Annotated in this window: 19 protein-coding genes; 13 read left to right on the top strand and 6 right to left on the bottom strand. The window is 54.5% G+C overall.

What is annotated here, in order from left to right; all coding sequences use genetic code 11:
* Positions 1-365: 365 nt before the first annotated feature.
* The 5 genes from AC2T28_RS06255 (at position 366) to grxD (ending at position 7,114) form a co-directional block, all read left to right on the top strand.
* Entirely contained in the window at positions 366-2,564 is a 2,199-nt protein-coding gene (locus tag AC2T28_RS06255; protein WP_486748119.1) for a mechanosensitive ion channel family protein, read from the top strand.
* A gap of 28 nt (positions 2,565-2,592) precedes the next feature.
* A complete protein-coding gene (locus AC2T28_RS06250; protein ID WP_486748118.1) occupies positions 2,593-3,765 on the top strand; it encodes a BamA/TamA family outer membrane protein in 1,173 nt (390 codons plus the stop codon).
* Between the two features lie 302 nt (positions 3,766-4,067).
* Entirely contained in the window at positions 4,068-6,227 is a 2,160-nt protein-coding gene (gene purL / locus AC2T28_RS06245) for a phosphoribosylformylglycinamidine synthase subunit PurL (RefSeq protein ID WP_486748117.1), read from the top strand.
* A gap of 118 nt (positions 6,228-6,345) precedes the next feature.
* Positions 6,346-6,582, top strand: coding sequence for a BolA/IbaG family iron-sulfur metabolism protein (locus AC2T28_RS06240; RefSeq protein WP_486748116.1), 237 nt, complete (start codon positions 6,346-6,348; stop codon positions 6,580-6,582).
* Between the two features lie 169 nt (positions 6,583-6,751).
* The gene (gene grxD, locus AC2T28_RS06235) at positions 6,752-7,114 is read left to right on the top strand and encodes a Grx4 family monothiol glutaredoxin (RefSeq protein WP_486748115.1); all 363 of its coding nucleotides are present in this window, start codon (positions 6,752-6,754) and stop codon (positions 7,112-7,114) included.
* A gap of 73 nt (positions 7,115-7,187) precedes the next feature.
* On the opposite strand, the gene AC2T28_RS06230 is transcribed toward grxD, so the two are convergent.
* Positions 7,188-7,604: a cell division protein ZapA gene (locus tag AC2T28_RS06230; RefSeq protein ID WP_486748114.1), complete on the bottom strand. Its 417-nt coding sequence runs from the start codon at positions 7,602-7,604 to the stop codon at positions 7,188-7,190.
* Entirely contained in the window at positions 7,604-8,461 is an 858-nt protein-coding gene (locus AC2T28_RS06225; protein WP_486748113.1) for a coiled-coil domain-containing protein, read from the bottom strand. The genes AC2T28_RS06230 and AC2T28_RS06225 overlap by 1 nt, the downstream gene beginning before the upstream one ends.
* 248 nt (positions 8,462-8,709) lie before the next feature.
* Between AC2T28_RS06225 and tkt the strand changes: the two genes are divergently transcribed.
* Positions 8,710-10,731, top strand: a complete 2,022-nt coding sequence (tkt, locus tag AC2T28_RS06220) for a transketolase (protein WP_486748112.1) — start codon at positions 8,710-8,712, stop codon at positions 10,729-10,731.
* Positions 10,732-10,952: 221 nt separating this feature from the next.
* On the top strand, positions 10,953-11,525 hold the full coding sequence (locus AC2T28_RS06215) for a GNAT family N-acetyltransferase (RefSeq protein WP_486748111.1): 573 nt from the start codon (positions 10,953-10,955) through the stop codon (positions 11,523-11,525).
* Positions 11,526-11,670: 145 nt separating this feature from the next.
* On the opposite strand, the gene AC2T28_RS06210 is transcribed toward AC2T28_RS06215, so the two are convergent.
* Positions 11,671-12,642 carry a DUF808 domain-containing protein gene (locus AC2T28_RS06210; RefSeq protein WP_486748110.1) on the bottom strand — a complete coding sequence of 324 codons (972 nt, stop codon included), beginning with the start codon at positions 12,640-12,642 and terminating at the stop codon, positions 11,671-11,673.
* Positions 12,643-12,884: 242 nt separating this feature from the next.
* On the opposite strand from AC2T28_RS06210, the gene gap reads away from it, so the two are divergent.
* Positions 12,885-13,892 carry a type I glyceraldehyde-3-phosphate dehydrogenase gene (gene gap, locus AC2T28_RS06205; RefSeq protein ID WP_486748109.1) on the top strand — a complete coding sequence of 336 codons (1,008 nt, stop codon included), beginning with the start codon at positions 12,885-12,887 and terminating at the stop codon, positions 13,890-13,892.
* A gap of 80 nt (positions 13,893-13,972) precedes the next feature.
* Entirely contained in the window at positions 13,973-14,116 is a 144-nt protein-coding gene (locus AC2T28_RS06200; protein ID WP_486748108.1) for a hypothetical protein, read from the top strand.
* Positions 14,117-14,153: 37 nt separating this feature from the next.
* Here AC2T28_RS06200 and coaD read toward each other — a convergent pair whose 3' ends face one another.
* From coaD to AC2T28_RS06185, 3 genes are all read right to left on the bottom strand, one after another.
* Positions 14,154-14,648 carry a pantetheine-phosphate adenylyltransferase gene (coaD, locus tag AC2T28_RS06195; protein WP_486748107.1) on the bottom strand — a complete coding sequence of 165 codons (495 nt, stop codon included), beginning with the start codon at positions 14,646-14,648 and terminating at the stop codon, positions 14,154-14,156.
* A gap of 94 nt (positions 14,649-14,742) precedes the next feature.
* Complete coding sequence (locus AC2T28_RS06190; RefSeq protein ID WP_486748106.1) at positions 14,743-15,177, bottom strand: CBS domain-containing protein; 435 nt, start codon at positions 15,175-15,177, stop codon at positions 14,743-14,745.
* 60 nt (positions 15,178-15,237) lie between these two features.
* Complete coding sequence (locus AC2T28_RS06185; RefSeq protein ID WP_486748942.1) at positions 15,238-16,134, bottom strand: LysR family transcriptional regulator; 897 nt, start codon at positions 16,132-16,134, stop codon at positions 15,238-15,240.
* Between the two features lie 133 nt (positions 16,135-16,267).
* On the opposite strand from AC2T28_RS06185, the gene AC2T28_RS06180 reads away from it, so the two are divergent.
* The 4 genes from AC2T28_RS06180 (at position 16,268) to AC2T28_RS06165 (ending at position 20,310) form a co-directional block, all read left to right on the top strand.
* A complete protein-coding gene (locus AC2T28_RS06180) occupies positions 16,268-17,767 on the top strand; it encodes a CoA-acylating methylmalonate-semialdehyde dehydrogenase (RefSeq protein WP_486748105.1) in 1,500 nt (499 codons plus the stop codon).
* A 212-nt stretch (positions 17,768-17,979) separates the two neighbouring features.
* Positions 17,980-18,579 (top strand): L,D-transpeptidase, encoded by a 600-nt coding sequence (locus AC2T28_RS06175; RefSeq protein ID WP_486748104.1) that lies wholly within the window; start codon positions 17,980-17,982, stop codon positions 18,577-18,579.
* A gap of 254 nt (positions 18,580-18,833) precedes the next feature.
* On the top strand, positions 18,834-19,703 hold the full coding sequence (gene ppk2, locus AC2T28_RS06170; protein WP_486748103.1) for a polyphosphate kinase 2: 870 nt from the start codon (positions 18,834-18,836) through the stop codon (positions 19,701-19,703).
* Positions 19,696-20,310 carry a TetR/AcrR family transcriptional regulator gene (locus tag AC2T28_RS06165; protein ID WP_486748102.1) on the top strand — a complete coding sequence of 205 codons (615 nt, stop codon included), beginning with the start codon at positions 19,696-19,698 and terminating at the stop codon, positions 20,308-20,310. Before ppk2 ends, AC2T28_RS06165 begins: the two co-directional genes overlap by 8 nt.
* Positions 20,311-20,336 lie beyond the last annotated feature (26 nt).

The following is a 20,336-nucleotide window of genomic DNA, read 5'->3' as shown; positions in this document are numbered from 1 at the left end:
ATGATCAGGGTGTGACAATTCTATCCTTGATCGGGCGATTAAGGGATCCTAAATCACTCTCGAAGGCGTTGGCGATTGCCCGTCTTCATACCTCCCTGTTGGACTTCGGCCGAGCTTAGTGCTCGGCCTTTTTTTTTGCTTTTCCTATCACGCCATTTCCCGCAAACTAGGAGCAACACTTAGTTTTTTAGATTCTGGTTCTGCCCAACATGGTTCAATGGGAAATAAGTTGCTCCCTGTTCGGCACACTCCGAGGGAACAATATGAATACGCTTTTCAGGCCACTTGCTTATTTGTTTAGCATTATAGGAATTGCCACACTGGTCGCGCTGTCTTTTTCAGCACCCGCGACTGCGCAGTCTCCCATGCTTCCATCCACCGCTGAGAGCGAAGATACAATTGCCCTCCCCGATCCCCTGACACCTGAAGCCATTCACGAAATGGTTGCGCGGATGTCGGATGATCAGGTTCGGGGCCTGTTGCTTGATCGACTGGACGCAGTGGCTTTGGCTCAGACCAGCTCAGAGGCAAGCAAGGGTCTGCTCACAATCATCCAGGAAACCTGGGTGGCCTTTTACAGCCCGACCCTCGACGCAGTTCAAAAGCTACCAGTCCTGTTTTCAAAACACGGCGAAGCCCTTTCTAATTTCCAATCTTCATTTGGAAGTCAGGGGTTGCTGAAACTCTTTGCCTTCATGGCCGTTGCTATTGGCGCTGGTCTTGGCGCCGAGATGATCGTCAGTATGTTGACCCGGCGCTGGCAAGGGGCCGAGACAGAAGCCGAAGACGCCACCCTGTGGAGTGCCCTTAGCTTTCTTGCACGGCGGTTTGGTCGCGATATTCTGGGGCTGGTTGCCTTTTACTTTACGCTTCGCACCGTCGGACTGGCCCTGCTCAATCCGGCACAATTGGCCTTTGCCGGACCGTTTGTCACTTACTTGATATGGTTCCCGCGCCTTGGCGCCGCCATTTCCCGATTTGTGCTGGCACCGCATCGGTCAGATCTGAGATTGGTCAATGTGGACGACCAGTGGGCAGGCTATCTGCATCGCAACTTGATCGGCCTAGTACTACTGGGCGGGTTTACATTGTTCCTTGTTGGGTTTGACGCCCGCAATGGAGTCACTATTTTTGAAACCCGAGTATCCTTTTGGCTGAACACCTCGGTCCACATCTATGTGGCATATGTATTCTGGACCGCCCGTCAGGGACTGTCTGATATGATGCTTGGCACTGATCCCGACCGAAGCCGGTTTGATGAATGGGTGGCCTGGGCTTATCCCTTCTTCGCCGTTGGTGTAGCCCTCTTTACCTGGATCATCGTTCAAGTACTGGCCGGGCATCAGTATTTCAAATTGCTGCTAACGGCCCCTCACTACACGACCATGTTCTGGCTACTATTAGCCCCAGCAATTGACACAGCTATTCGCGGATTGGTGCGCCACTTGCTGCCACCAATGATTGGTGAAGGTCCTGTGGCCGAAGCCGCATATAAGGCAACCAAACGCAGCTACATCAAAATTGGCCGCGTAGTTGCTGGACTATTTGTCGTGCTGCGTGTCGCCGATGCCTGGCAGTTTGATCTTCGCAACCTAGCAGCAGCCGGCGTTGGAGAGCGGTTTGCAGCGAACTTTGTTGAGTTCACTATGACAGTTGCCACCGGTTATGTGATTTACGAGATGGTCTCACTTTACGTTAACCGCAAGCTTGCAAAAGAACAGACATCCGTTGTCGCAGTCGAAGGCGATCTGGGTGGTGGTGAAGGCGGCGGCGCTGGTGGGTCTCGTTTGACCACAGTCCTGCCACTGGCGTTGGTCAGTGCCCAGACTGGGATCATCGTCATCTTTGGGTTGCTGGCCGTTGGGAGCCTTGGCATCGACATCACGCCCTTGTTAGCTGGTGCTGGTATTCTTGGCCTGGCTATTGGTTTTGGGGCGCAGAAGCTGGTGACCGACGTGGTATCTGGCGTGTTCTTCCTGATCGACGATGCGTTCCGTGTTGGTGAATATGTTGAGGTCGGCGGCACCATGGGTACGGTCGAGAAAATCTCGATCCGGTCGATGCAACTGCGCCACCACCGCGGGCTGGTGCATACCATTCCCTATGGCGAAATCCCCAAGCTGACCAATTTCAGCCGCGACTGGGTGATCATGAAGCTGATGTTCACAGTGCCGTTTGATACCGACCCCAACAAGGTCAAGAAGATCTTCAAACGGATTGGTGCCGAGATGATGCAGGAACCACTGTTCAAGGATGACTTCCTAGAGCCGTTCAAAAGCCAAGGTGTGTTCCAGTTTGACGATGTAGGTATCGTGATGCGCGGTAAATTCATGGCCAAACCCGGCACACAGTTCACCATTCGCAAGGAAATCTACAACCGGGTCCGCAAAGAGTTTGAAGCCAATGGCATTGAATTTGCCCGTCGCGAAGTCCGGGTTGCTCTGCCAGGCTTGGATGAGACCGAGCACCTGAGCGAAGCAGAAAAGACCGCAATTTCAGCAGCCGCTGCGGAAGCAGTCCAACAACAGCAAGATGCCAAAGAAGAGGCCGCTGCTAAGAAATGAGAGGGACCAACTGAAGCGGGAGCCTGAGATGACAGGCAAATTCTTATCTTTGGGCTGCGGGATGAAAGTAGCCTTTCCGTTGCCCGGGTTAGAACGCGGCCACCTTGCTGTGGCCGCTCTGTCCTTGGCTTGTGGTTTACTTCCGCAAACTGGACAGGCTGTTGGAGCAGACGAGGTTCATCGTCAGATGGAGCATGTCGAACAAACACGTGACGACACCAACATCGGGTTTCGCAACGGATCAGTTGTGGTGGCCCCAATCCCGTTTTCCAACCCGATGATTGGCAGTGGCCTGGCACTTGGTGCAGGCTATCTGTTCAAAACGGATGAAAATTCCAAAACCTCGGTCATCGGCCTTGGTGCCATGCGGTCCGATAATGGCAGCAGTGCCGTCGGCTTGATGACAAACTTGGCCTTCAACAACAATCGCTGGCTAATGAACCTGTTCGCTGGCAAGGCGGATGCTCGATATGATCTTTATACGCCCCTGGGTCCGTTTCCCATCCAACAAGACGGCGAGATCGCACGTCTAAACCTGGCCTACGGCGTCACTGAAAATCTCTCCTTTGGCGGGGTGTTTAGGTACCTGAACACCACAATTACACCAGAGTTTACGAGCCCTCCGCCGGAATTCACGCCGGATCTTGGGCTAGAGATTATCACGGCAGGGCTGACTGCGGATTGGGATATGCGCAACAACAGCGACTACCCCACCGAAGGTTTCCGGCTCACCGCCGAGGCCACGCGCGGGTTCTTTATTGAGTCAGCCCGCAGCAGTTACGACAAGGCTTTTGTCACCTACGACCACTATCATGCGCTCGGCGCCGACAGCAGCCTGGCCCTGCGTGGCGTGATCTGTTCAGCCAGCGATGAAACACCGTTTTTTGACCAATGCTCGATTGGTGCAACCGACAATATGCGTGGCTTCAACTCCACTCAGTTTCTTGACCTGCGCTCAACATCGTTTCAGGCCGAGTATCGCCACAGATTTAACAAACGCTGGGGCGGCGTTGTTTTTGGCGGGATTGGATGGACAGGTGCAGAATTCAGTCAACTAGGTAACAACGGCAGCCATAGTGCTGTGGGATTTGGCGGTCGCTATCGGGTTTCAAAGAAGTTCCCAGTCGATTTTTCGGTAGACCTCAGCCACAACAACCTCGGCGACGACCAAATCTACATCTACGTCGGCCAGCGGTTTTAGCCCGAGACGAGAGCGAGTGGCCTAGTCTCGATGATCTCCCGCACCTACGCGGTCCATCGGCTTTGCCGATGCCCCTTGCTGGTTTGGGCGTAGCGCCGCGCTAAGCGCGGCGCTACGCCCAACGAGAGGCAGGTCTCTTTGAGACCAACGACGGGCGGGAGACTTTGGCTGTTAGCGCAAAATCTTCTTTGCCAGCCACTTTCCTCAAGGTGCAGAGCTGAACTTTGGCGCTTTACGCTTCCCCCGGCAGCTACATTGCCCTAAAAGGCCCGCAAATCCAGCCATCCGGGGACCTATGATCGATGCAAGAACCAGCCATCACATCCGAACTCATTGAAAGCCACGGACTGAGCCCCGATGAGTACGAGCGCATCCTGGAAATCATGGGCCGCGAGCCCACCTATACCGAGCTTGGCATTTTCTCGGCCATGTGGAACGAGCACTGTTCATACAAGTCGTCCAAGAAATGGCTGCGCAAACTGCCTACCGAAGGCCCTCAGGTCATCTGCGGACCAGGCGAAAACGCCGGTATCGTGGATATCGGTGACGGCCAATGTGTGGTATTCAAAATGGAAAGCCACAATCACCCCAGCTACATCGAACCCTATCAGGGGGCTGCAACTGGCGTTGGCGGCATTCTGCGTGATGTGTTCACCATGGGCGCGCGCCCCATCGCATCGATGAACTCACTTTCGTTCGGCGAACCTGCCCACCACAAGACCACCCAACTGGTCAACGGCGTGGTCGAAGGCGTTGGCGGGTATGGCAACTGTTTTGGCGTGCCCTGCGTTGGCGGCGAAGTCCGCTTTCACCCGGCTTACAACGGCAACTGTCTGGTTAATGCTTTTGCAGCTGGCCTGGCAGACAGCGACAAGATTTTCTACTCGGCAGCCTCTGGCATTGGCATGCCCGTTGTCTACCTTGGCGCCAAAACCGGTCGTGATGGTGTTGGCGGGGCGACAATGGCCTCGGCTGAATTTGACGACACTATTGAGGAAAAGCGCCCTACCGTTCAGGTTGGTGATCCGTTCACCGAAAAACGTCTGATGGAAGCCACGCTGGAACTGATGCAGACCGGCGCGGTGATCTCGATCCAGGATATGGGCGCGGCCGGTCTGACCTGTTCGGCCGTTGAAATGGGCGACAAAGGTAAGCTTGGCGTCAAGCTGAACCTTGAAGACGTTCCACAGCGCGAAGAGAACATGACAGCCTATGAAATGATGCTGTCAGAATCTCAGGAACGCATGCTGATGGTTCTTAACCCCGAGTTGGAAGCCGAAGCCCGCGCGGTGTTTGTGAAATGGGATCTGGATTTTGCCATCGTAGGGGAAACCATCGCCGAAGACCGCTTCTTGATCCTTCACAATGGCGAGGTCAAAGCGGACCTGCCACTGGCGACGCTGGCTGGTTCTGCGCCTGAGTATGACCGCCCTTGGGTGCCTACTCCAGCAGCAGAGGCGCTGACCGATGCGCCAGAGGTTGATCCGATTGACGGCCTCAAGGCGCTGATTTCCTCGCCAAACTATGCTGGCAAACAGTGGGTCTATGAACAGTACGACACCACCGTCATGGGTGACACCAACCGCCGCCCAGGTGCTGGCTCTGGCCTGATCCGCGTACACGGCACAGAAAAAATGCTGGCCTTCACATCAGACGTGACCCCGCGTTATGTCAAAGCCAACCCAACCGAAGGCGGCAAACAGGCGGTGGCCGAAGCCTATCGCAACCTGACAGCCGTGGGTGCCAAGCCATTGGCAACAACCGACAACCTGAACTTTGGCAACCCTGAAAAGCCCGAAATCATGGGCCAGTTTGTGGGTGCATTGGAAGGTATCGGTGAGGCTGTGGCTGCGCTGGACATGCCAATCGTGTCGGGCAATGTGTCACTGTACAATGAAACTGATGGTCAGGGCATTCTGCCCACACCAACTATCGGTGCCGTTGGGCTGGTTGCCGCCGGTGAAGAGCCGATCATTGGCGAAGCCCGTGACGGACACATTGCCCTGCTGATCGGTGAGACCATGGGCCATCTGGGTCAGTCGGCCTTGTTGGTGGAAAAGTTCAACCGTGAAGATGGTGATGCGCCAAAGGTGGATCTGGCAGCTGAAAAGCTCAATGGCGACTTTATTCGCGCCAATCGCGAGCTGATCAAAGCCTGTACCGACCTGAGCGATGGCGGTCTTGCCTTGGCTGCGTTTGAAATGGCCGAAGAAGGTGACGTAGGCGTTCAAATCGACACGGATGTAACAGCTGATCTGTTTGGTGAAGATCAAGCCCGTTATCTTGTTGCCTGTAACTTTGATCAGGCCGAGGCACTGCTGATGGCCGCTGGTGAAGCTGGCGTTGCAATCTCGACTGTTGGCCGCTTTACCGGTGAAACCGTCAAGTTTGGCTCAGATGAGGCTCCGCTTGCGGATCTGGCAGCGATCTACCGCTCCAGCTTTGCCTCCTCAATCGCCTGATAGCACTGACTATACTTAAACTTGGAACCGACCCTCACATTGTGACGGTCGGTTCTTCCTCTTGCAGCCCTGCGCTCGCGCATCTACATCATAGGTAACGAGACAGGAGACGACCCCAATGGCCATTCAAGCCTCAGACATCGAAGCGATGATCCGCGAAAGCTTCCCCGATGCCAAGATCACTGTGATGGGTGATGATGGCGTGCATTTCTCAGCCGAGGTGATCGACGAGAGTTTTCGGGGTAAAAACCGGGTGCAACAGCAGCGCGCCGTGATGGCCGCACTCAAGGGTAAGATGGATGGCTCTAACGGCGAAATCCACGCACTGGGGCTGACGACTAAAGCACCGGAATGATCGACGAGGGAGCAGGCTGGGTCATTGTGAAGCTGTTGAGCTTCATTATTGATCTTGCCTATTTCCTTGGGATCACCATATGTGAGCTGAAAAACCTTCTGAAATATGGTCCAAGATACTGGCGTGTGGAAAGACAATGGCGCCACAGGGCTTGGAAACGGAGTTAAATATGACTGACGCAAAGACCCGCATCGACGAAACCGTCAAAGCCAACGACGTTGTGCTGTTTATGAAGGGCACCAAAGAGATGCCCCAGTGCGGTTTCTCAAGCCGCGTGGCCGGTGTGCTGAACTACATCGGCATCGACTACACCGACGTCAATGTGCTGGCTGACGAAGACATCCGTCAGGGTATCAAAGACTATTCCGACTGGCCCACAATTCCTCAGCTATATATCAAAGGTGAGTTTGTTGGCGGCTGCGACATCATTGTTGAGATGACCCTATCGGGTGAGCTGGACGGTATGTTTGATGAAAACAGCATTGCCTATGACAAGGCGGCTTCCGATAAGATCCGCGAAGCCAACGGCTAAGCCGTCAAAGATTAGCAAATTAAAAAGCCTCCGGAATGTTCCGGGGGCTTTTTTCGTTGGCAAATTGGTTGGCTTATTCAGCCACTTTTTCCTCGACCTGTGCCGCCATGGCTTCGGCACGTGCCGCCAGTTCGGCCAAGGTGTCGGTCACTTGCGGTGGCACCACAGGCACTTCGATCCGCTCCGGCTCTGGTGCAGGCGCAGCACGCAACTCGGCCAATTCAGCCTCCCGTGTTGCTAACTCGGCTTCGCGCTCAGCCAATGTCTGCTCGACAACCTTGATCCGATCCTCAACTGCAGCCGTCTTGTCGGCCAGCAGAAGCCCTGCCATTAGCAACATGCGCGCCTCGGGCATTCTTCCGATCTGATCTGACAGTACCTGTGCTTCATCGTCCAACATTTTGGCAGCTGATTGCAAATAGCTTTGCTCACCGTCCTGGCAGGAGACTTCAAAACCACGTCCGCCGATATGAATAGTCAATTCGGGCATCAGACTTCCTCTCCTTCAGGCAAATTCTTCGCGTTGGCCAACAAGGGCTCAAGCTTGGCCAGTACAGCATTAATCTGGGCCTGATCACTGGCCTGAGCCGCGCGCAGACCTTCAATTTCGGCTTCCATGGCAGAATTGATCAATGCTGGATCGCCAACCCCAGCGGCATTTGCGTCTCGTAACGCTGTGTTGGCACTGCGCAGGCTTTCGTTAGCGTGGCGAAGTTGCTGCAACTCGGTATCCAGGCGCACAAGCATTTCGTTCTGGCGGGCCAGCTCTTCGGTGCTGCTATCATCAACCGTAGCTTCAGCCTGGGGAGACGCTGCCGCCCTAGCCTCTTCCAACTCGGCTTTGAGCCCGTTGATCTCTGCTGTCAATTCGGCGGTGTCTGACGCTTCGCTCGCAGAAGCGGTCGCTTCGTCCAGTCTAGCTTGCAGCGCTTCCAGCTCTGCCTTCAGTTCGGCAACTTCTGCGTCTGTTGCGGCGGCTTGTTCTTCGTTCTTCAATGCCACGGTGTTATTCGCAGCTTCAAGTTCGGTTGTCAGACGTGCCACTTCAGCCTTCAAAGCGTCCTTCTCGTCTTGATTTCCAACCTCGTTGCGCAGCAATTCAACTTCGGACTTTAGCGCATCAATCTCTTCGGAATTGTCGACTGGCGCAGGAACCGCATCAAGCTGCGTCTTAAGTGTCTTAACACGTTCTTCAAGCTGAGCATTTGCAGTTCTTTCATCATCCAATGCCTGCTGCAAATCGTCCTGCGCGGCGGCATCTTGAGCAGCCGAGAGAGCCCCCAGTCCGGTACCGATCCGATCCATCGCAGCCGTAATACGGCTTTGCAGTTCCTCGATTTGGCTCATGCCCGCTCCTCACCATCCACATTTTTTTTCACACCCGTGACCGCAACTATTACAAGCGAATCGCGTGTCTGTCTTGGCTTAATGCCAGTTTACCCAATGAAAGCGTAAATTACCCCCTGTTTGCTTTCAACCACTTGCAGGCCCAAGTTGACCTATTCAGGCGGTGTTACGCGCAGCAATACTTGATCTTTGTCATATCACTGCTATTGAACCCAAAACCCGCGTGAAAATTCAAAGGAATGACCCAAGTGGACCTGACTGCCCTGCGCACCGCCAATCCTGAACACTGGGACAAGGCCGCCGCCATTCGTGCCCTGACCCTAGACGCCGTTACCGCTGCCAATTCAGGCCACTCCGGCATGCCCATGGGCATGGCCGACGTGGCCACCGTGCTGTTCGAAAAGCACCTCAAATTTGATGCATCTGCCCCGCAGTGGCCAGATCGTGACCGGTTTATCCTGTCGGCCGGTCACGGCTCGATGCTGATCTACTCGCTGTTGCACCTATGTGGCGACGCCCAGGTTACCCTGGATCAGATCAAGAACTTCCGCCAAATGGGCGCTCTGACAGCTGGTCACCCAGAAAACTTCCTGTTGGACGCTGTTGAAACCACCACAGGCCCACTGGGTCAGGGTATTGCCAATGCTGTGGGTTTTGCCATGGCCGAGGAAATGCAGCGCGCCCAGTACGGTCGCAAGATCGTGGATCACCACACCTATGTGATTGCCGGCGACGGCTGCCTGATGGAAGGCATCAGCCAAGAGGCCATCGGCCTGGCTGGTCGCCATTCGCTGGGCAAGCTGGTTGTGTTCTGGGACAACAACAACATCACCATTGATGGTACAGTTGAGCTGTCTGACCGCACCGACCAGGTGAAACGCTTCCGCGCATCGGGCTGGCAGGTTATCGAAATCGACGGTCACGACCCACAGGCCATCGACGAGGCGATCACCGCTGCGAAGAAGTCCAAAAAGCCTTCGATGATTGCCTGCAAAACCCACATTGCACTGGGTCACGCCGCACAGGACACATCCAAGGGCCACGGTGCACTGACCAACCCTGAACAGCTGCAAGCCGCCAAAGAGGCTTATGGCTGGAAGGGAGGCCCGTTCGAAGTGCCTGCCGCGATCAAATCCCAGTGGGAAGCGATTGGCAGCCGTGGTGCTGCGGATCGTGAAGCCTGGGAAGGTCGTTTTGCCGAGGTTTCCAAGCAGAAACAGGACCGGTTCAACCGCGCCTATGCGCTGGACGCCCCGAAAAAGCTGTCGGCCGCTGTAAAAGCGCTGAAAAAGCAGGTCAGCGAAGACCAGCCCAAGGTTGCGACACGTAAAGCATCGGAAATGGCGCTAAATGTGATCAACCCGATCATGCCGGAAACCGTTGGTGGCTCGGCGGACCTGACTGGGTCGAACCTGACCCTGACCAGCGATCTGGGTGTGTTTGACACCGACAACCGCAAGGGTCGTTTTGTGTACTGGGGTATCCGCGAGCACGGTATGGCCGCAGCGCTGAACGGTATGGCCCTGCACGGTGGTATCCGCCCCTACTCGGGCACTTTCTTCTGCTTTACCGACTATGCGCGCCCATCCATGCGTCTGGCGGCCCTGTCGAAAATCCCAACTGTGTTCGTGATGACCCACGACTCGATTGGTGTGGGTGAAGATGGTCCAACTCACCAGCCGGTTGAACACCTGGCAATCTGTCGCGCGACCCCGAACACCTATGTGTTCCGTCCTGCGGATGCGGTTGAAACTGCCGAAGCCTGGGAAATCGCACTGACCGCCAAGGAAACACCTTCGGTACTGTCGCTGACCCGTCAGGGCCTGCCGACTGTCCGGACCGAGCACAAGCTGAGCAACCTGACCTCCAAAGGGGCCTATGTTCTGGCTGATGCCGAGGCCAAGCGTCAGGTTATCCTGATCGCCACCGGTTCCGAAGTTTCCATAGCTATGGACGCCAAGGCCAAGCTGGAAGCAGAAGGCATTGGTACTCGCGTTGTGTCCATGCCCTGTATGGAGCTGTTTGCAGAGCAAGACGAAGCCTATCGCCGCAAGGTTCTGCCTGCTGGTCCGGTTCGTGTTGGCATCGAAGCAGCCGTGCGTGACGGTGGCTGGGATAAGTGGCTGATGGGCGAGCGTGGCCAGGACAAGAAAGCTGCGTTTGTTGGCATGGACAGTTTTGGTGCCTCAGCCCCGGCTGGAGAGCTGTACGAGAAGTTTGGCATCACAGCGGATGCGACTGTGGCCAAGGTCAAAGATCTGCTGGGCTGAAACAGTTCAGACAATTGAAACAAGATTGGGCGCCTTTGGGCGCCCTTTTCAGATTTTGAATAGCTATTGTGCTGACAACTGGGAGGTAATCGACGAGATTGCAAAGGCCCGCTTTCTTGAAGCGTCGTTGCGGCCCATTTCGAGAAGGTCTAGCAGAGTTGCTTAGGACTTCACTGTCTGTCATCATTTGTTCAAAGTTCTAAACAGTGACTAAGTTACCCATGAGCAAAACTGAAATACGCCCTGCAGAAAGGTCTGACGCCGCCTTCCTTGCGCCTTTGGTCGACAGAGCGACCGAGGGCTTGGCTTTGCATCTGTGGGGTACGCTTGCGGAACCTGGTCAAAGCGCAGAGATGTTTGGGCTCGAACGTATCCAAAGCGAAGATGCTGGAATATCTTACACCAATGCCTGGATCGCTGAGATTGATGGCCGCTCATTAGGCTGCTTGATTGCCTTTCAAAAGCCGGAAAAACCACAAGATTTAGCAAGTGATATTTCTCCACTTATCGAGCCACTAATGGTTCTTGAGCGCGAAGCGTATGGTACTGGCTATGTGTTTGTTTTGTCGACCGTTGCAGAGGCCAGAGGTCAAGGAATTGGCTCCTCGCTACTGACCTTTGCAGAGAAATGTCAGGGATCGCGCGGAATGAGTTTGATCGTGGCAGACAACAACACTGGCGCGCGGAAATTGTACGAGCGCCATGGTTACAAGGTTTCTGCAAAGCGACCGATTGTCAAAAATGGGTGGGAAAGTGACGGCGAGAACTGGCTACTCATGATTAAGGCGCTCTAGAGTACCAAAATGTCCTCGTTCGATTGCGAACTCTCAACAGCCAGTCTTCGGTTTCGTTCGGGTTCAATCGAGACGAAGCCTGCCAATCAAGTGCTAAACAGCAGTTCGAAACTCTAAGCTCAAGACAAGCAACTATCTAAAATTTTCAATGCCCCACTTTGCCCGGTCCAAACATCCCAACAACCGGCGCAATCACCTTGGTTGCAACTGGAATCAAAACAAACCCCAGCGCCAGTCCAAACACACCGTCCATTGTTGCTTTGGCAAACCACTCAGTGATGCCCAGCCAAGCCTCGGGCACCATGTGTCCCACCGCAGCGGCGTAATCATGTATATGATGGCCCAGCCAGCCATAGCCCATCTGCTCAGCCCCGTGGATAACGATGGAACCGCCAACCCACAGCATTGCGGCGGTGCCAACAATCATCAGAAGCTTCATGAAACCTGGCATCATCCGCACCAGTCCACGACCCAAACCGCGCGTTACGCCAAATTTGCCGTTTTGGGTCATATACAGGCCCACGTCGTCGGCTTTTACAATCAGCGCAACCGAACCATAGACGGCCACGGTGATACCAACGGCCACCATGGCCAGCGTTGCGGCCTCCATCCAGATGTTACTGTCGGGGATTGCGGCCAGCGCGATGGTCATGATCTCAGCAGACAGAATGAAATCGGTTTTGATGGCCCCTGCGGCCTTCTTCTCTTCGAGATGCGCCGGATCACCCGGTTCGTCTTCCTTGAAGACATGGGTTTCATCATGTGGCACCAGCAGATGATAGATCTTCTCGGCCCCCTCAAAACACAGATAGGCCCCACCCAGCATCAGCAGAGGTGGAATCATCCAGGGCGCAAAGTTGGCCAGCAGCAGCCCGATGGGTAGCAGGAATAGCAGCTTATTCTTGAGCGAGCCTTTGGTGATTTTCCAGATAACGGGTAATTCACGACTGGCAGCAAACCCATGCAGATACTTTGGCGTCACGGCGGCATCGTCGATCAAGGCCCCTGCGGCTTTTGACCCGGCCTTGAGTGCTTGCGCCGCGACATCATCAATCGATGCCGCCGCCACCTTGGCAATACCCGCCACATCATCCAGCAATGCCAGCAATCCGCTCATGGAAATACCCTCGTCCGTCAAATTCGCTCTGATCGCCACCCTAGCGGACCTGCATCTGTGTGCAACCGCGCACGCCGTTATCGACACCGGGATTTTCCGTTATCGACACCGGCCCCTTTCCGTTATCGATACCATCAAGTTTTTGCGCTAACAGCCCAACTTTATGACCTTTTTAACCCTTTAGACCCCGCCCCCACCGGTCTATATGACAGCACAAGAATTGCTCGCTTGGAGACACGCTCATGACTATCAAAGTTGGGATCAACGGTTTCGGCCGTATCGGCCGCTGCACCCTTTCACACATTGCTGCCTCGGGCCGTGACGACATCGAAGTTGTCAAGGTGAACGCCACCGGACCACTGGAAACCGCTGCGCACTTGCTGAAATACGATTCGGTTCATGGCCGTTTCCCTGGTGAGGTCACATTGGGCGATGGCACCATGAACCTGGGCCGCGGCGACATGCAGATGTTCTCGACCTATGATATGAACGAGCTGGACTGGGACGGCTGTGACGTTGTTCTGGAATGTACCGGCAAGTTCAACGACGGCACCAAAGCCAAGGCGCATCTTGAGCGTGGCGCCAAAAAGGTACTGCTGTCGGCCCCCGGCAAGAACATCGATCGCACAATTGTGTTTGGTGTCAACGACGGCGAGTTGAAAGCCTCGGACACTATGATCTCGAACGGGTCCTGCACCACCAACTGCCTAGCCCCACTGGCCAAGGCACTGGACGATGGTATCGGCATCGAGCATGGCCAGATGACCACCATTCACGCCTATACCGGTGACCAGCCGACCCTGGACCGTCGCCACAGTGACCTGTACCGCGCCCGTGCTGCCGCAATGTCGATCATCCCGACATCGACCGGCGCTGCCAAGGCTCTGGGTGAGGTTCTGCCAAAACTCAAAGGTCGCCTGGACGGATCTGCCATGCGGGTTCCAACACCAAACGTGTCTGCCGTTGATTTGACTTTCATCGCATCGCGCGATGTGACCGTTGACCAAGTCAACGCTGTGATGCGTGAAGCGTCACAAAGCGACGACATGGGTCGTGTAATTGGGTATGAGCCTGCTCCACTGGTTTCGACCGATTTCAACCAGTCCCCAGAAAGCTCGATCTTTGCACCTGAGCAAACCCGCGTTGTTGGTAGCCGCCTGGTTCGCGTACTGGCCTGGTATGACAACGAATGGGGCTTCTCAGTTCGCATGGCTGATGTCGCCGTTGCCATGGGCCGTTTGAGCGCCTGATCTGCTAAGTACAACGCAGACTTGAGATTTCGCGCCCGGTCAGGCATATCTGGCCGGGCGTATTTTTGTGATGAGGCCACATGACCAATAAAATTTCACTGGTGCTTGGCTTTGTTATCATCGCCGCCATTGTTGCGGATTTGGTGTTATATGGCCCAGGCCACCTTGTGTTTCTGGGCAAGAAGCTGTTCGAACTGATGGACTGGATTGCGTTCTGGCGCTGAGTTCGTCAGCCCGCCAGAACAGCGCAGTTTCGCAGATCTATCGACCTAGCCTATCATACAGGGCCTCTCGGACCTGTGGGGTCACAAACTTGGAAATGTCACCACCCAGTCGGGCGATTTCCTTGACCAGCTTGCTGGCGATTGCCTGGTGTCGGGCCTCGGCCATCAAGAATACGGTCTCAATCGAGCTATCCAGTGCCCGGTTCATGCCAACCATCTGATATTCATATTCAAAATCAGCAACCGCACGCAGGCCACGGACGATAATCTGTGCACCAACATCGCGGGCACAATCGATCAACAGGTTTTCAAAGGGGTGCGCGACAATCTCGGTTCCGGTTTGTGCGCTTAGCTCTGCACATTCCGCTTCGATCATGGCCACCCGTTCTTCGAGGGTAAACAACGGCCCCTTGTCACGATTGATCGCAACTCCGATGACAAGCTTGTCAACCAAGGCGGTTGCACGGCGAATAATGTCAACGTGTCCGATTGTAATCGGATCAAAAGTGCCTGGGTACAGAGCAACGCGCATGGCGGCCTCCTGCTGGGTCTAAGTTGCTGCGCACGCAAACACATTTGCAGTGCGCAGCGCAAGAGGGGGAAAATACTGATGTGACGATGGGGACTTAATGCCCCATGATCATATCCTGCAACGCGTCTTTCTCCATCGCCACTTGTGATAGCTGCGCCTTGACCACGTCGCCTAGACTGACCAAGCCTATCAGCTTGTCGTCTTCAACCACTGGCATATGGCGAAAACGCCCATCAGTCATCTTCTGCAGGATCTGCCCCACATTGTCATGACTGGTGCAAGTCACCAGTTTACGGGTCATATATTCGCTAACCGGTTTGTCCAAACATCCGCCACCTGATTTGGCTAACTCGCGTACAATATCGCGTTCCGACAAAATACCATCAGCATGCTCACCGTCTGCTGACACAACCACGGTGCCGATCCGGCGGTCCGACAACAGCTTGGTGGCCTCTGAAATACTGGCCTCGGGTGATATGGTAACCACCCCAGTGCTGTCTTTGGACTTCAGAATCAATTGAACTAGCATCTGCGCTCCTTCTGAAATTTTATTTCGTATTTCCAAGGGTTGCCGCAATATCCCAACAAGTCAAGTCAGGCCTTCCAACCGTGCCACCTCATCGTTGATGCCCTTGCTGAGAGCATTTGCAAATCGGTTTAAACGTTCGCTCCGCAGGTCACCTTGATGTCGCACAAGATAGAAACTACGGGTCAGGCTGATTTGGTCTGACAGAACCTTTCTGAGTGAGCGGTGAAACGGCAGGGTGAAGTCATGGGCAACGCATAGCCCGGTCCCCTGCGAAACCAGTTTAAGCTGAACAGAAACAGAATTAGAGGCCAAGGCAATTCGCTCAATTCCCAGATCATTCAAATAATCCAATTCACGATCGAAAATCATGTCTGAAATGTAGCCTATCATGCGGTGATTCTTAAGATCATCTATGCTGTTAATCTCTGGGGACTCACGCAAAAAATGCCGAGACGCAGCCAGGTGCAAGCGGTAGTCGCAGATTTTCTCGACTTTTAGTTGCGGGCCGGTTGGTGCGCTAACCGTAATGGCCATATCGGCTTCGCGACGGGAGAGATTGATAACGCGCGGCAGGGCAACAATTTGAATATCAAGGTCAGGGTTATCGACGCTGATCCGGGCACAGACCTGAGGGAGCAGGTAGTTAGCACTGCCATCTGGCGCTCCCACTCGGATCTGGCCTGACAGCGTTTCACTGGGCCCCGTCAAGGCCTCTTTGGCGGCACGCATTGCCTGCTCAGCAGACTCGGCATGAACCAATAGACGATCTCCCGCCGCGCTTAGTGCATAGCCCTGAGGGGACTTTACAAAGAGTGGTGTATCAAGCGCGCCTTCGAACCGCGCAATCCTGCGGCCTACTGTCGCCGGATCCATCTTGAGTATCCGCCCTGCACCTGACAGGCTCGCTTCGCGTGCCACGGCCAGAAAAACCTTCATATCGTCCCACTGCGGTTCCATACTCTTCATGCTGCTGTCTCGGCTCCACTTCTGTAGACGTCTTGCGTTCTTGCAAAACCTGTTTGAAATCTTTCCTCTTTTCCGACGATTTTTGCAAGCCTATGATGCCAACAACTGAAAATAGGAGGATCCCATGCAAGAACTGACCCATTACATCAATGGCGAACACGTCAAAGGCACATCCGGTCGCTTTGCGGATGTATTTAATCCTGCAACGGGCGAAGTACAGGCCAAGGTGCCTTTGGCCACCAAAGGCGAGTTGGAAACAGCCGTAGCGGTTGCCAAAGCTGCACAGCCTGCATGGGAAGCCGTCAATCCTCAGCGTCGCGCCCGCGTGATGATGAAATATGTATCGTTGCTGAACCGCGACATGGACAAGCTGGCCGAGGCCCTGAGCCGCGAGCATGGTAAAACCATCCCGGATGCAAAAGGCGACGTACAGCGCGGCTTGGAAGTGGTTGAGTACTGCATTGGTGCACCACAGATGCTGAAAGGTGACTTCACCGACAGCGCAGGCCCCGGCATTGACATGTACTCCATGCGCCAGGCGTTGGGTGTCTCTGCGGGTATCACCCCGTTCAACTTCCCAGCGATGATCCCAATGTGGATGTTTGCCCCAGCCATCGTCTGTGGCAACGCGTTCATCCTGAAACCATCCGAGCGCGCACCTTCGGTTCCGCTGATGCTGGCTGAATTGCTGGAGGAAGCAGGCCTGCCAAAAGGCATCATTCAGGTGGTCAACGGCGACAAAGAAGCGGTTGATGCGATCCTGTACAACGACGTTGTTCAGTCGGTGGGCTTTGTTGGCTCGACCCCGATTGCCGAGTACATCTATGGCACAGGTTGTTCCCAGGGTAAGCGCGTTCAGTGCTTTGGTGGCGCTAAGAACCACATGATTATCATGCCCGACGCTGACCTGGATCAGGCAGCCGACGCACTGATCGGTGCTGGCTACGGTGCGGCTGGCGAACGCTGCATGGCGATCTCGGTTGCGGTTCCTGTTGGTCAGGAAACAGCTGACAAGCTGATCGAAAAGCTGGTTCCTCGCATCGAGAGCCTGAAAGTTGGCCCTTACACATCCGGCAACGACGTCGATTACGGCCCGGTTGTGACCAGCGCCGCCAAGGACAACATCCTGAGCCTGGTTCAGACCGGTGTTGATCAAGGCGCTGATCTGGTTGTGGATGGTCGCGACTTCTCGCTGCAGGGTTACGAGGACGGCTTCTTTGTTGGCCCGCACCTGTTCGACAACGTCACACCCGACATGGATATCTACAAAAAAGAGATCTTTGGTCCGGTTCTGACAACAGTCCGCACAGAAACCTATGAGGAAGCGATCCAGCTGGCGATCAGCCACGAGTACGGCAACGGAACCGCGATCTATACCCGCGATGGCGACACCGCCCGTGACTTTGCCAACCGGATCAACATCGGCATGGTCGGCATTAACGTACCAATTCCTGTTCCTTTGGCCTATCATACCTTTGGTGGCTGGAAGAAATCTGCCTTTGGTGACCTGAACCAGCACGGCCCGGATGCGTTCAAGTTCTACACACGCACCAAAACTGTGACTGCACGTTGGCCTTCGGGCATCAAAGAAGGCGGCGAGTTCTCGATCCCTGTGATGGAATAAGCCCCGCACTAAAGAAAGTTCTGAATGGCCGCCGATAAATCTGCGGCCATTCTTTTTTTTTGCACACATCAGCCCCCAAAACCTTCCCATACTGGAACCACACAACTGCGTTATTCACACGGATGTGTGCGACAGCTCACTGTCAAAGCAGCTTCAATTTCTTATGTTCACCGGAACGCCTGAACCGTCATACCAGCCCTACCGGAGACAGAATGTCCAAGCAAAATCTCACCCGCCGCAACGCCCTGCTTGGCGCAGCATCCCTTATGGCAGCGCCCACGTTTTTGCGCGCACAGTCAACGGATGCGTTTCCGCTAGAGGAACGCCCAGCAAGTGATGAACCACCCGTTCAACGCAATATTTCGGCCTTTCATAAACAACGTTGGCAGGATCATTTTGATACACTTGGTGTGGGCTGCCTGTTGGCTGACATCAACAGCCGTGCCCTGCACTACTGGGGTGAGAACGAAGAGACCTATCGCCTGTTCCCTTCATCAGTGCCGTTAACCGAAGAGCTAACCAAACGTGGTTATACATCTGTTGTGCGCAAGGCCAAAAATCCCAGCTGGACACCCACTGCCTCTATGCGCGAACGCGACCCCACACTGCCACAACGCTTGGAGGGCGGCCCTGGAAACCCACTGGGCACCCGTGCCATGTATCTGACCTGGCCTGCTTATCTAGTGCACGGCACCCATGACACCCGTAAGATCGGGCGGCAAAGCTCATCCGGATGCATTGGTCTTTACAATCAGCATGTCGAGGAGCTGTACGAATTGGTGAAGGTAGGTACGCAGGTTTTGTTGCTGTAAGGCCCGGGCTTTAGACTGGTGCACCAAAGCAACAAATTTCGCAGGCAAACTGTTCAACCGACGTTTTGAATTCCTGATCTCTGATGGCCCCCAACCTAAACAGGATGATCATTCTATCAATCGTCGCACTTAGGCGCGACGGCTTAGCAATAAGCGATCCAATCGTTTGCTTTGCTGCTGTTATTTTCGTTAAAACGATTCACATTCCCTATCCAAGTACCATATAACAGGTTGAGGATAGGAAGGGTTTCACAATGCAACTGCCATTTAATGGTGCGATTAGTGCCTATTTTGAGGACGCTGCTCCTGATGAAATTCGACAACTGGTCCTTGACGCTAAAAGAAATGAAATTCTTGACCAGTCCTACCCGCATAAGGACCAGCTGAAGCGCAAGGCCTATGAAAAAGAGATGGCCAAACTTCAAGTCGAGCTGATGAAAGCTCAGGCCTGGGTTAAGCAATCTGGCCAGCGTGTCGCAATCTTGTTCGAAGGGCGCGATGCAGCTGGAAAAGGCGGCACAATCAAACGGTTCCGTGAGAACCTTAACCCTCGCGGCGCCCGTGTGGTTGCCTTGGCCAAACCGTCTAAAGCAGAACAATCCCAATGGTATTTTCAACGTTATATCAGCCACCTCCCGTCAGGCGGAGAAATCACGTTCTTTGATCGCAGCTGGTACAACCGCGGCGTGGTAGAAAAAGTTTTTGGTTTTTGCAGCGATGATCAAAGGGAACGCTTCTTTCGCCAAGTGGGCGGTTTTGAACAGGCTTTGGTTGATGACGGCGTTAAGCTGTTCAAATTCTGGCTAAACGTCGGAAGGGCCGAACAACTTCAGCGTTTTCTGAAACGGGAACAGGACCCATTAAAACAGTGGAAACTTAGCTCTATCGACATCAAGGGTCTTGAGCATTGGGACACGTATACGGACGCAATCGAAGAAACACTCAGGCGCAGCCACAGTGATGTTGCCCCTTGGACGGTTGTGCGCTCTGAAGACAAAAGACGGGCACGCCTTGTGGCAATCCAACATGTTCTGCACGCGCTAGATTATGCCAACAAAGACATCGAAGCCATTGGAGCACCAGATCGTGCCATTTGTGGCGGACTGGGAATTTGGAATGCCTAAACGCGGATATCATCACGGAAACCTACGCCAGGCGCTTGTTGAGTCTGCGTTGCGGCTTATTGAGGTAAAGGGGCCTACCGGGTTTACCCTGTCTGAGGCCGCGAAACAGGCGGGCGTAACCCCCGCAGCCGTATACCGCCATTTTGAGGGGCGTGAAGACCTGATTGCAGAGGCCGCGCGGCAAGGCTTTTCCATGTTCGCTGACCTGATGCAGTTTGCCTATGACAAGGGTCAGCCCTCAGCGCTAGCGGCATTTGAGTCTACGGGACGAGCCTATCTGGCTTTTGCGCGCAAACACCCAGGCCACTACATATCTATGTTCGAAAGCGGTATTTCGGTTAATCGCACCCCCGAACTTGCCGACGCCGCAGCACGTGCACGCGGTGTATTAGAGCGCGCTGCAAGCGATCTATGCGAACACATCCCAATAGAAAAACGCCCCCCCGCCTCTATGTTTTCTGCCCATATCCTTGCTCTTAGTCACGGAGTGGTTGAACTCTACGCTCGCAACGGGCCAGGCACTGCTTCGCCGTTTCCACCCGAAGATTTGTTAGAGAGCGGAATCGGCATTTATCTACGCGGTCTTGGTCTGATCGACAGAGATTAGCGCGTCTCTATAGCTGCGTTGGCCCA

The sequence above is a fragment of the Parasedimentitalea nitratireducens genome (genome assembly GCF_057444295.1).
Note: the sequence above shows the minus strand (reverse complement) of the source record. Positions and strands in the feature narration are given on the sequence as shown.

What these genes read in the sequence shown, in the direction of transcription:
- AC2T28_RS06225 (WP_486748113.1), bottom strand. Translation starts at nt 8,461, where the DNA reads ATGAGCCAAATCGAGGAACTGCAAAGCCGTATTACGGCTGCGATGGAT.
- AC2T28_RS06255 (WP_486748119.1), top strand. Translation starts at nt 366, where the DNA reads ATGCTTCCATCCACCGCTGAGAGCGAAGATACAATTGCCCTCCCCGAT.
- AC2T28_RS06230 (WP_486748114.1), bottom strand. Translation starts at nt 7,604, where the DNA reads ATGCCCGAATTGACTATTCATATCGGCGGACGTGGTTTTGAAGTCTCC.
- purL (WP_486748117.1), top strand. Translation starts at nt 4,068, where the DNA reads ATGCAAGAACCAGCCATCACATCCGAACTCATTGAAAGCCACGGACTG.
- AC2T28_RS06215 (WP_486748111.1), top strand. Translation starts at nt 10,953, where the DNA reads ATGAGCAAAACTGAAATACGCCCTGCAGAAAGGTCTGACGCCGCCTTC.
- ppk2 (WP_486748103.1), top strand. Translation starts at nt 18,834, where the DNA reads ATGCAACTGCCATTTAATGGTGCGATTAGTGCCTATTTTGAGGACGCT.
- AC2T28_RS06240 (WP_486748116.1), top strand. Translation starts at nt 6,346, where the DNA reads ATGGCCATTCAAGCCTCAGACATCGAAGCGATGATCCGCGAAAGCTTC.
- AC2T28_RS06250 (WP_486748118.1), top strand. Translation starts at nt 2,593, where the DNA reads ATGACAGGCAAATTCTTATCTTTGGGCTGCGGGATGAAAGTAGCCTTT.
- AC2T28_RS06180 (WP_486748105.1), top strand. Translation starts at nt 16,268, where the DNA reads ATGCAAGAACTGACCCATTACATCAATGGCGAACACGTCAAAGGCACA.
- AC2T28_RS06175 (WP_486748104.1), top strand. Translation starts at nt 17,980, where the DNA reads ATGTCCAAGCAAAATCTCACCCGCCGCAACGCCCTGCTTGGCGCAGCA.
- AC2T28_RS06200 (WP_486748108.1), top strand. Translation starts at nt 13,973, where the DNA reads ATGACCAATAAAATTTCACTGGTGCTTGGCTTTGTTATCATCGCCGCC.
- AC2T28_RS06165 (WP_486748102.1), top strand. Translation starts at nt 19,696, where the DNA reads ATGCCTAAACGCGGATATCATCACGGAAACCTACGCCAGGCGCTTGTT.
- gap (WP_486748109.1), top strand. Translation starts at nt 12,885, where the DNA reads ATGACTATCAAAGTTGGGATCAACGGTTTCGGCCGTATCGGCCGCTGC.
- grxD (WP_486748115.1), top strand. Translation starts at nt 6,752, where the DNA reads ATGACTGACGCAAAGACCCGCATCGACGAAACCGTCAAAGCCAACGAC.
- coaD (WP_486748107.1), bottom strand. Translation starts at nt 14,648, where the DNA reads ATGCGCGTTGCTCTGTACCCAGGCACTTTTGATCCGATTACAATCGGA.
- AC2T28_RS06185 (WP_486748942.1), bottom strand. Translation starts at nt 16,134, where the DNA reads ATGGAACCGCAGTGGGACGATATGAAGGTTTTTCTGGCCGTGGCACGC.
- AC2T28_RS06190 (WP_486748106.1), bottom strand. Translation starts at nt 15,177, where the DNA reads ATGCTAGTTCAATTGATTCTGAAGTCCAAAGACAGCACTGGGGTGGTT.
- AC2T28_RS06210 (WP_486748110.1), bottom strand. Translation starts at nt 12,642, where the DNA reads ATGAGCGGATTGCTGGCATTGCTGGATGATGTGGCGGGTATTGCCAAG.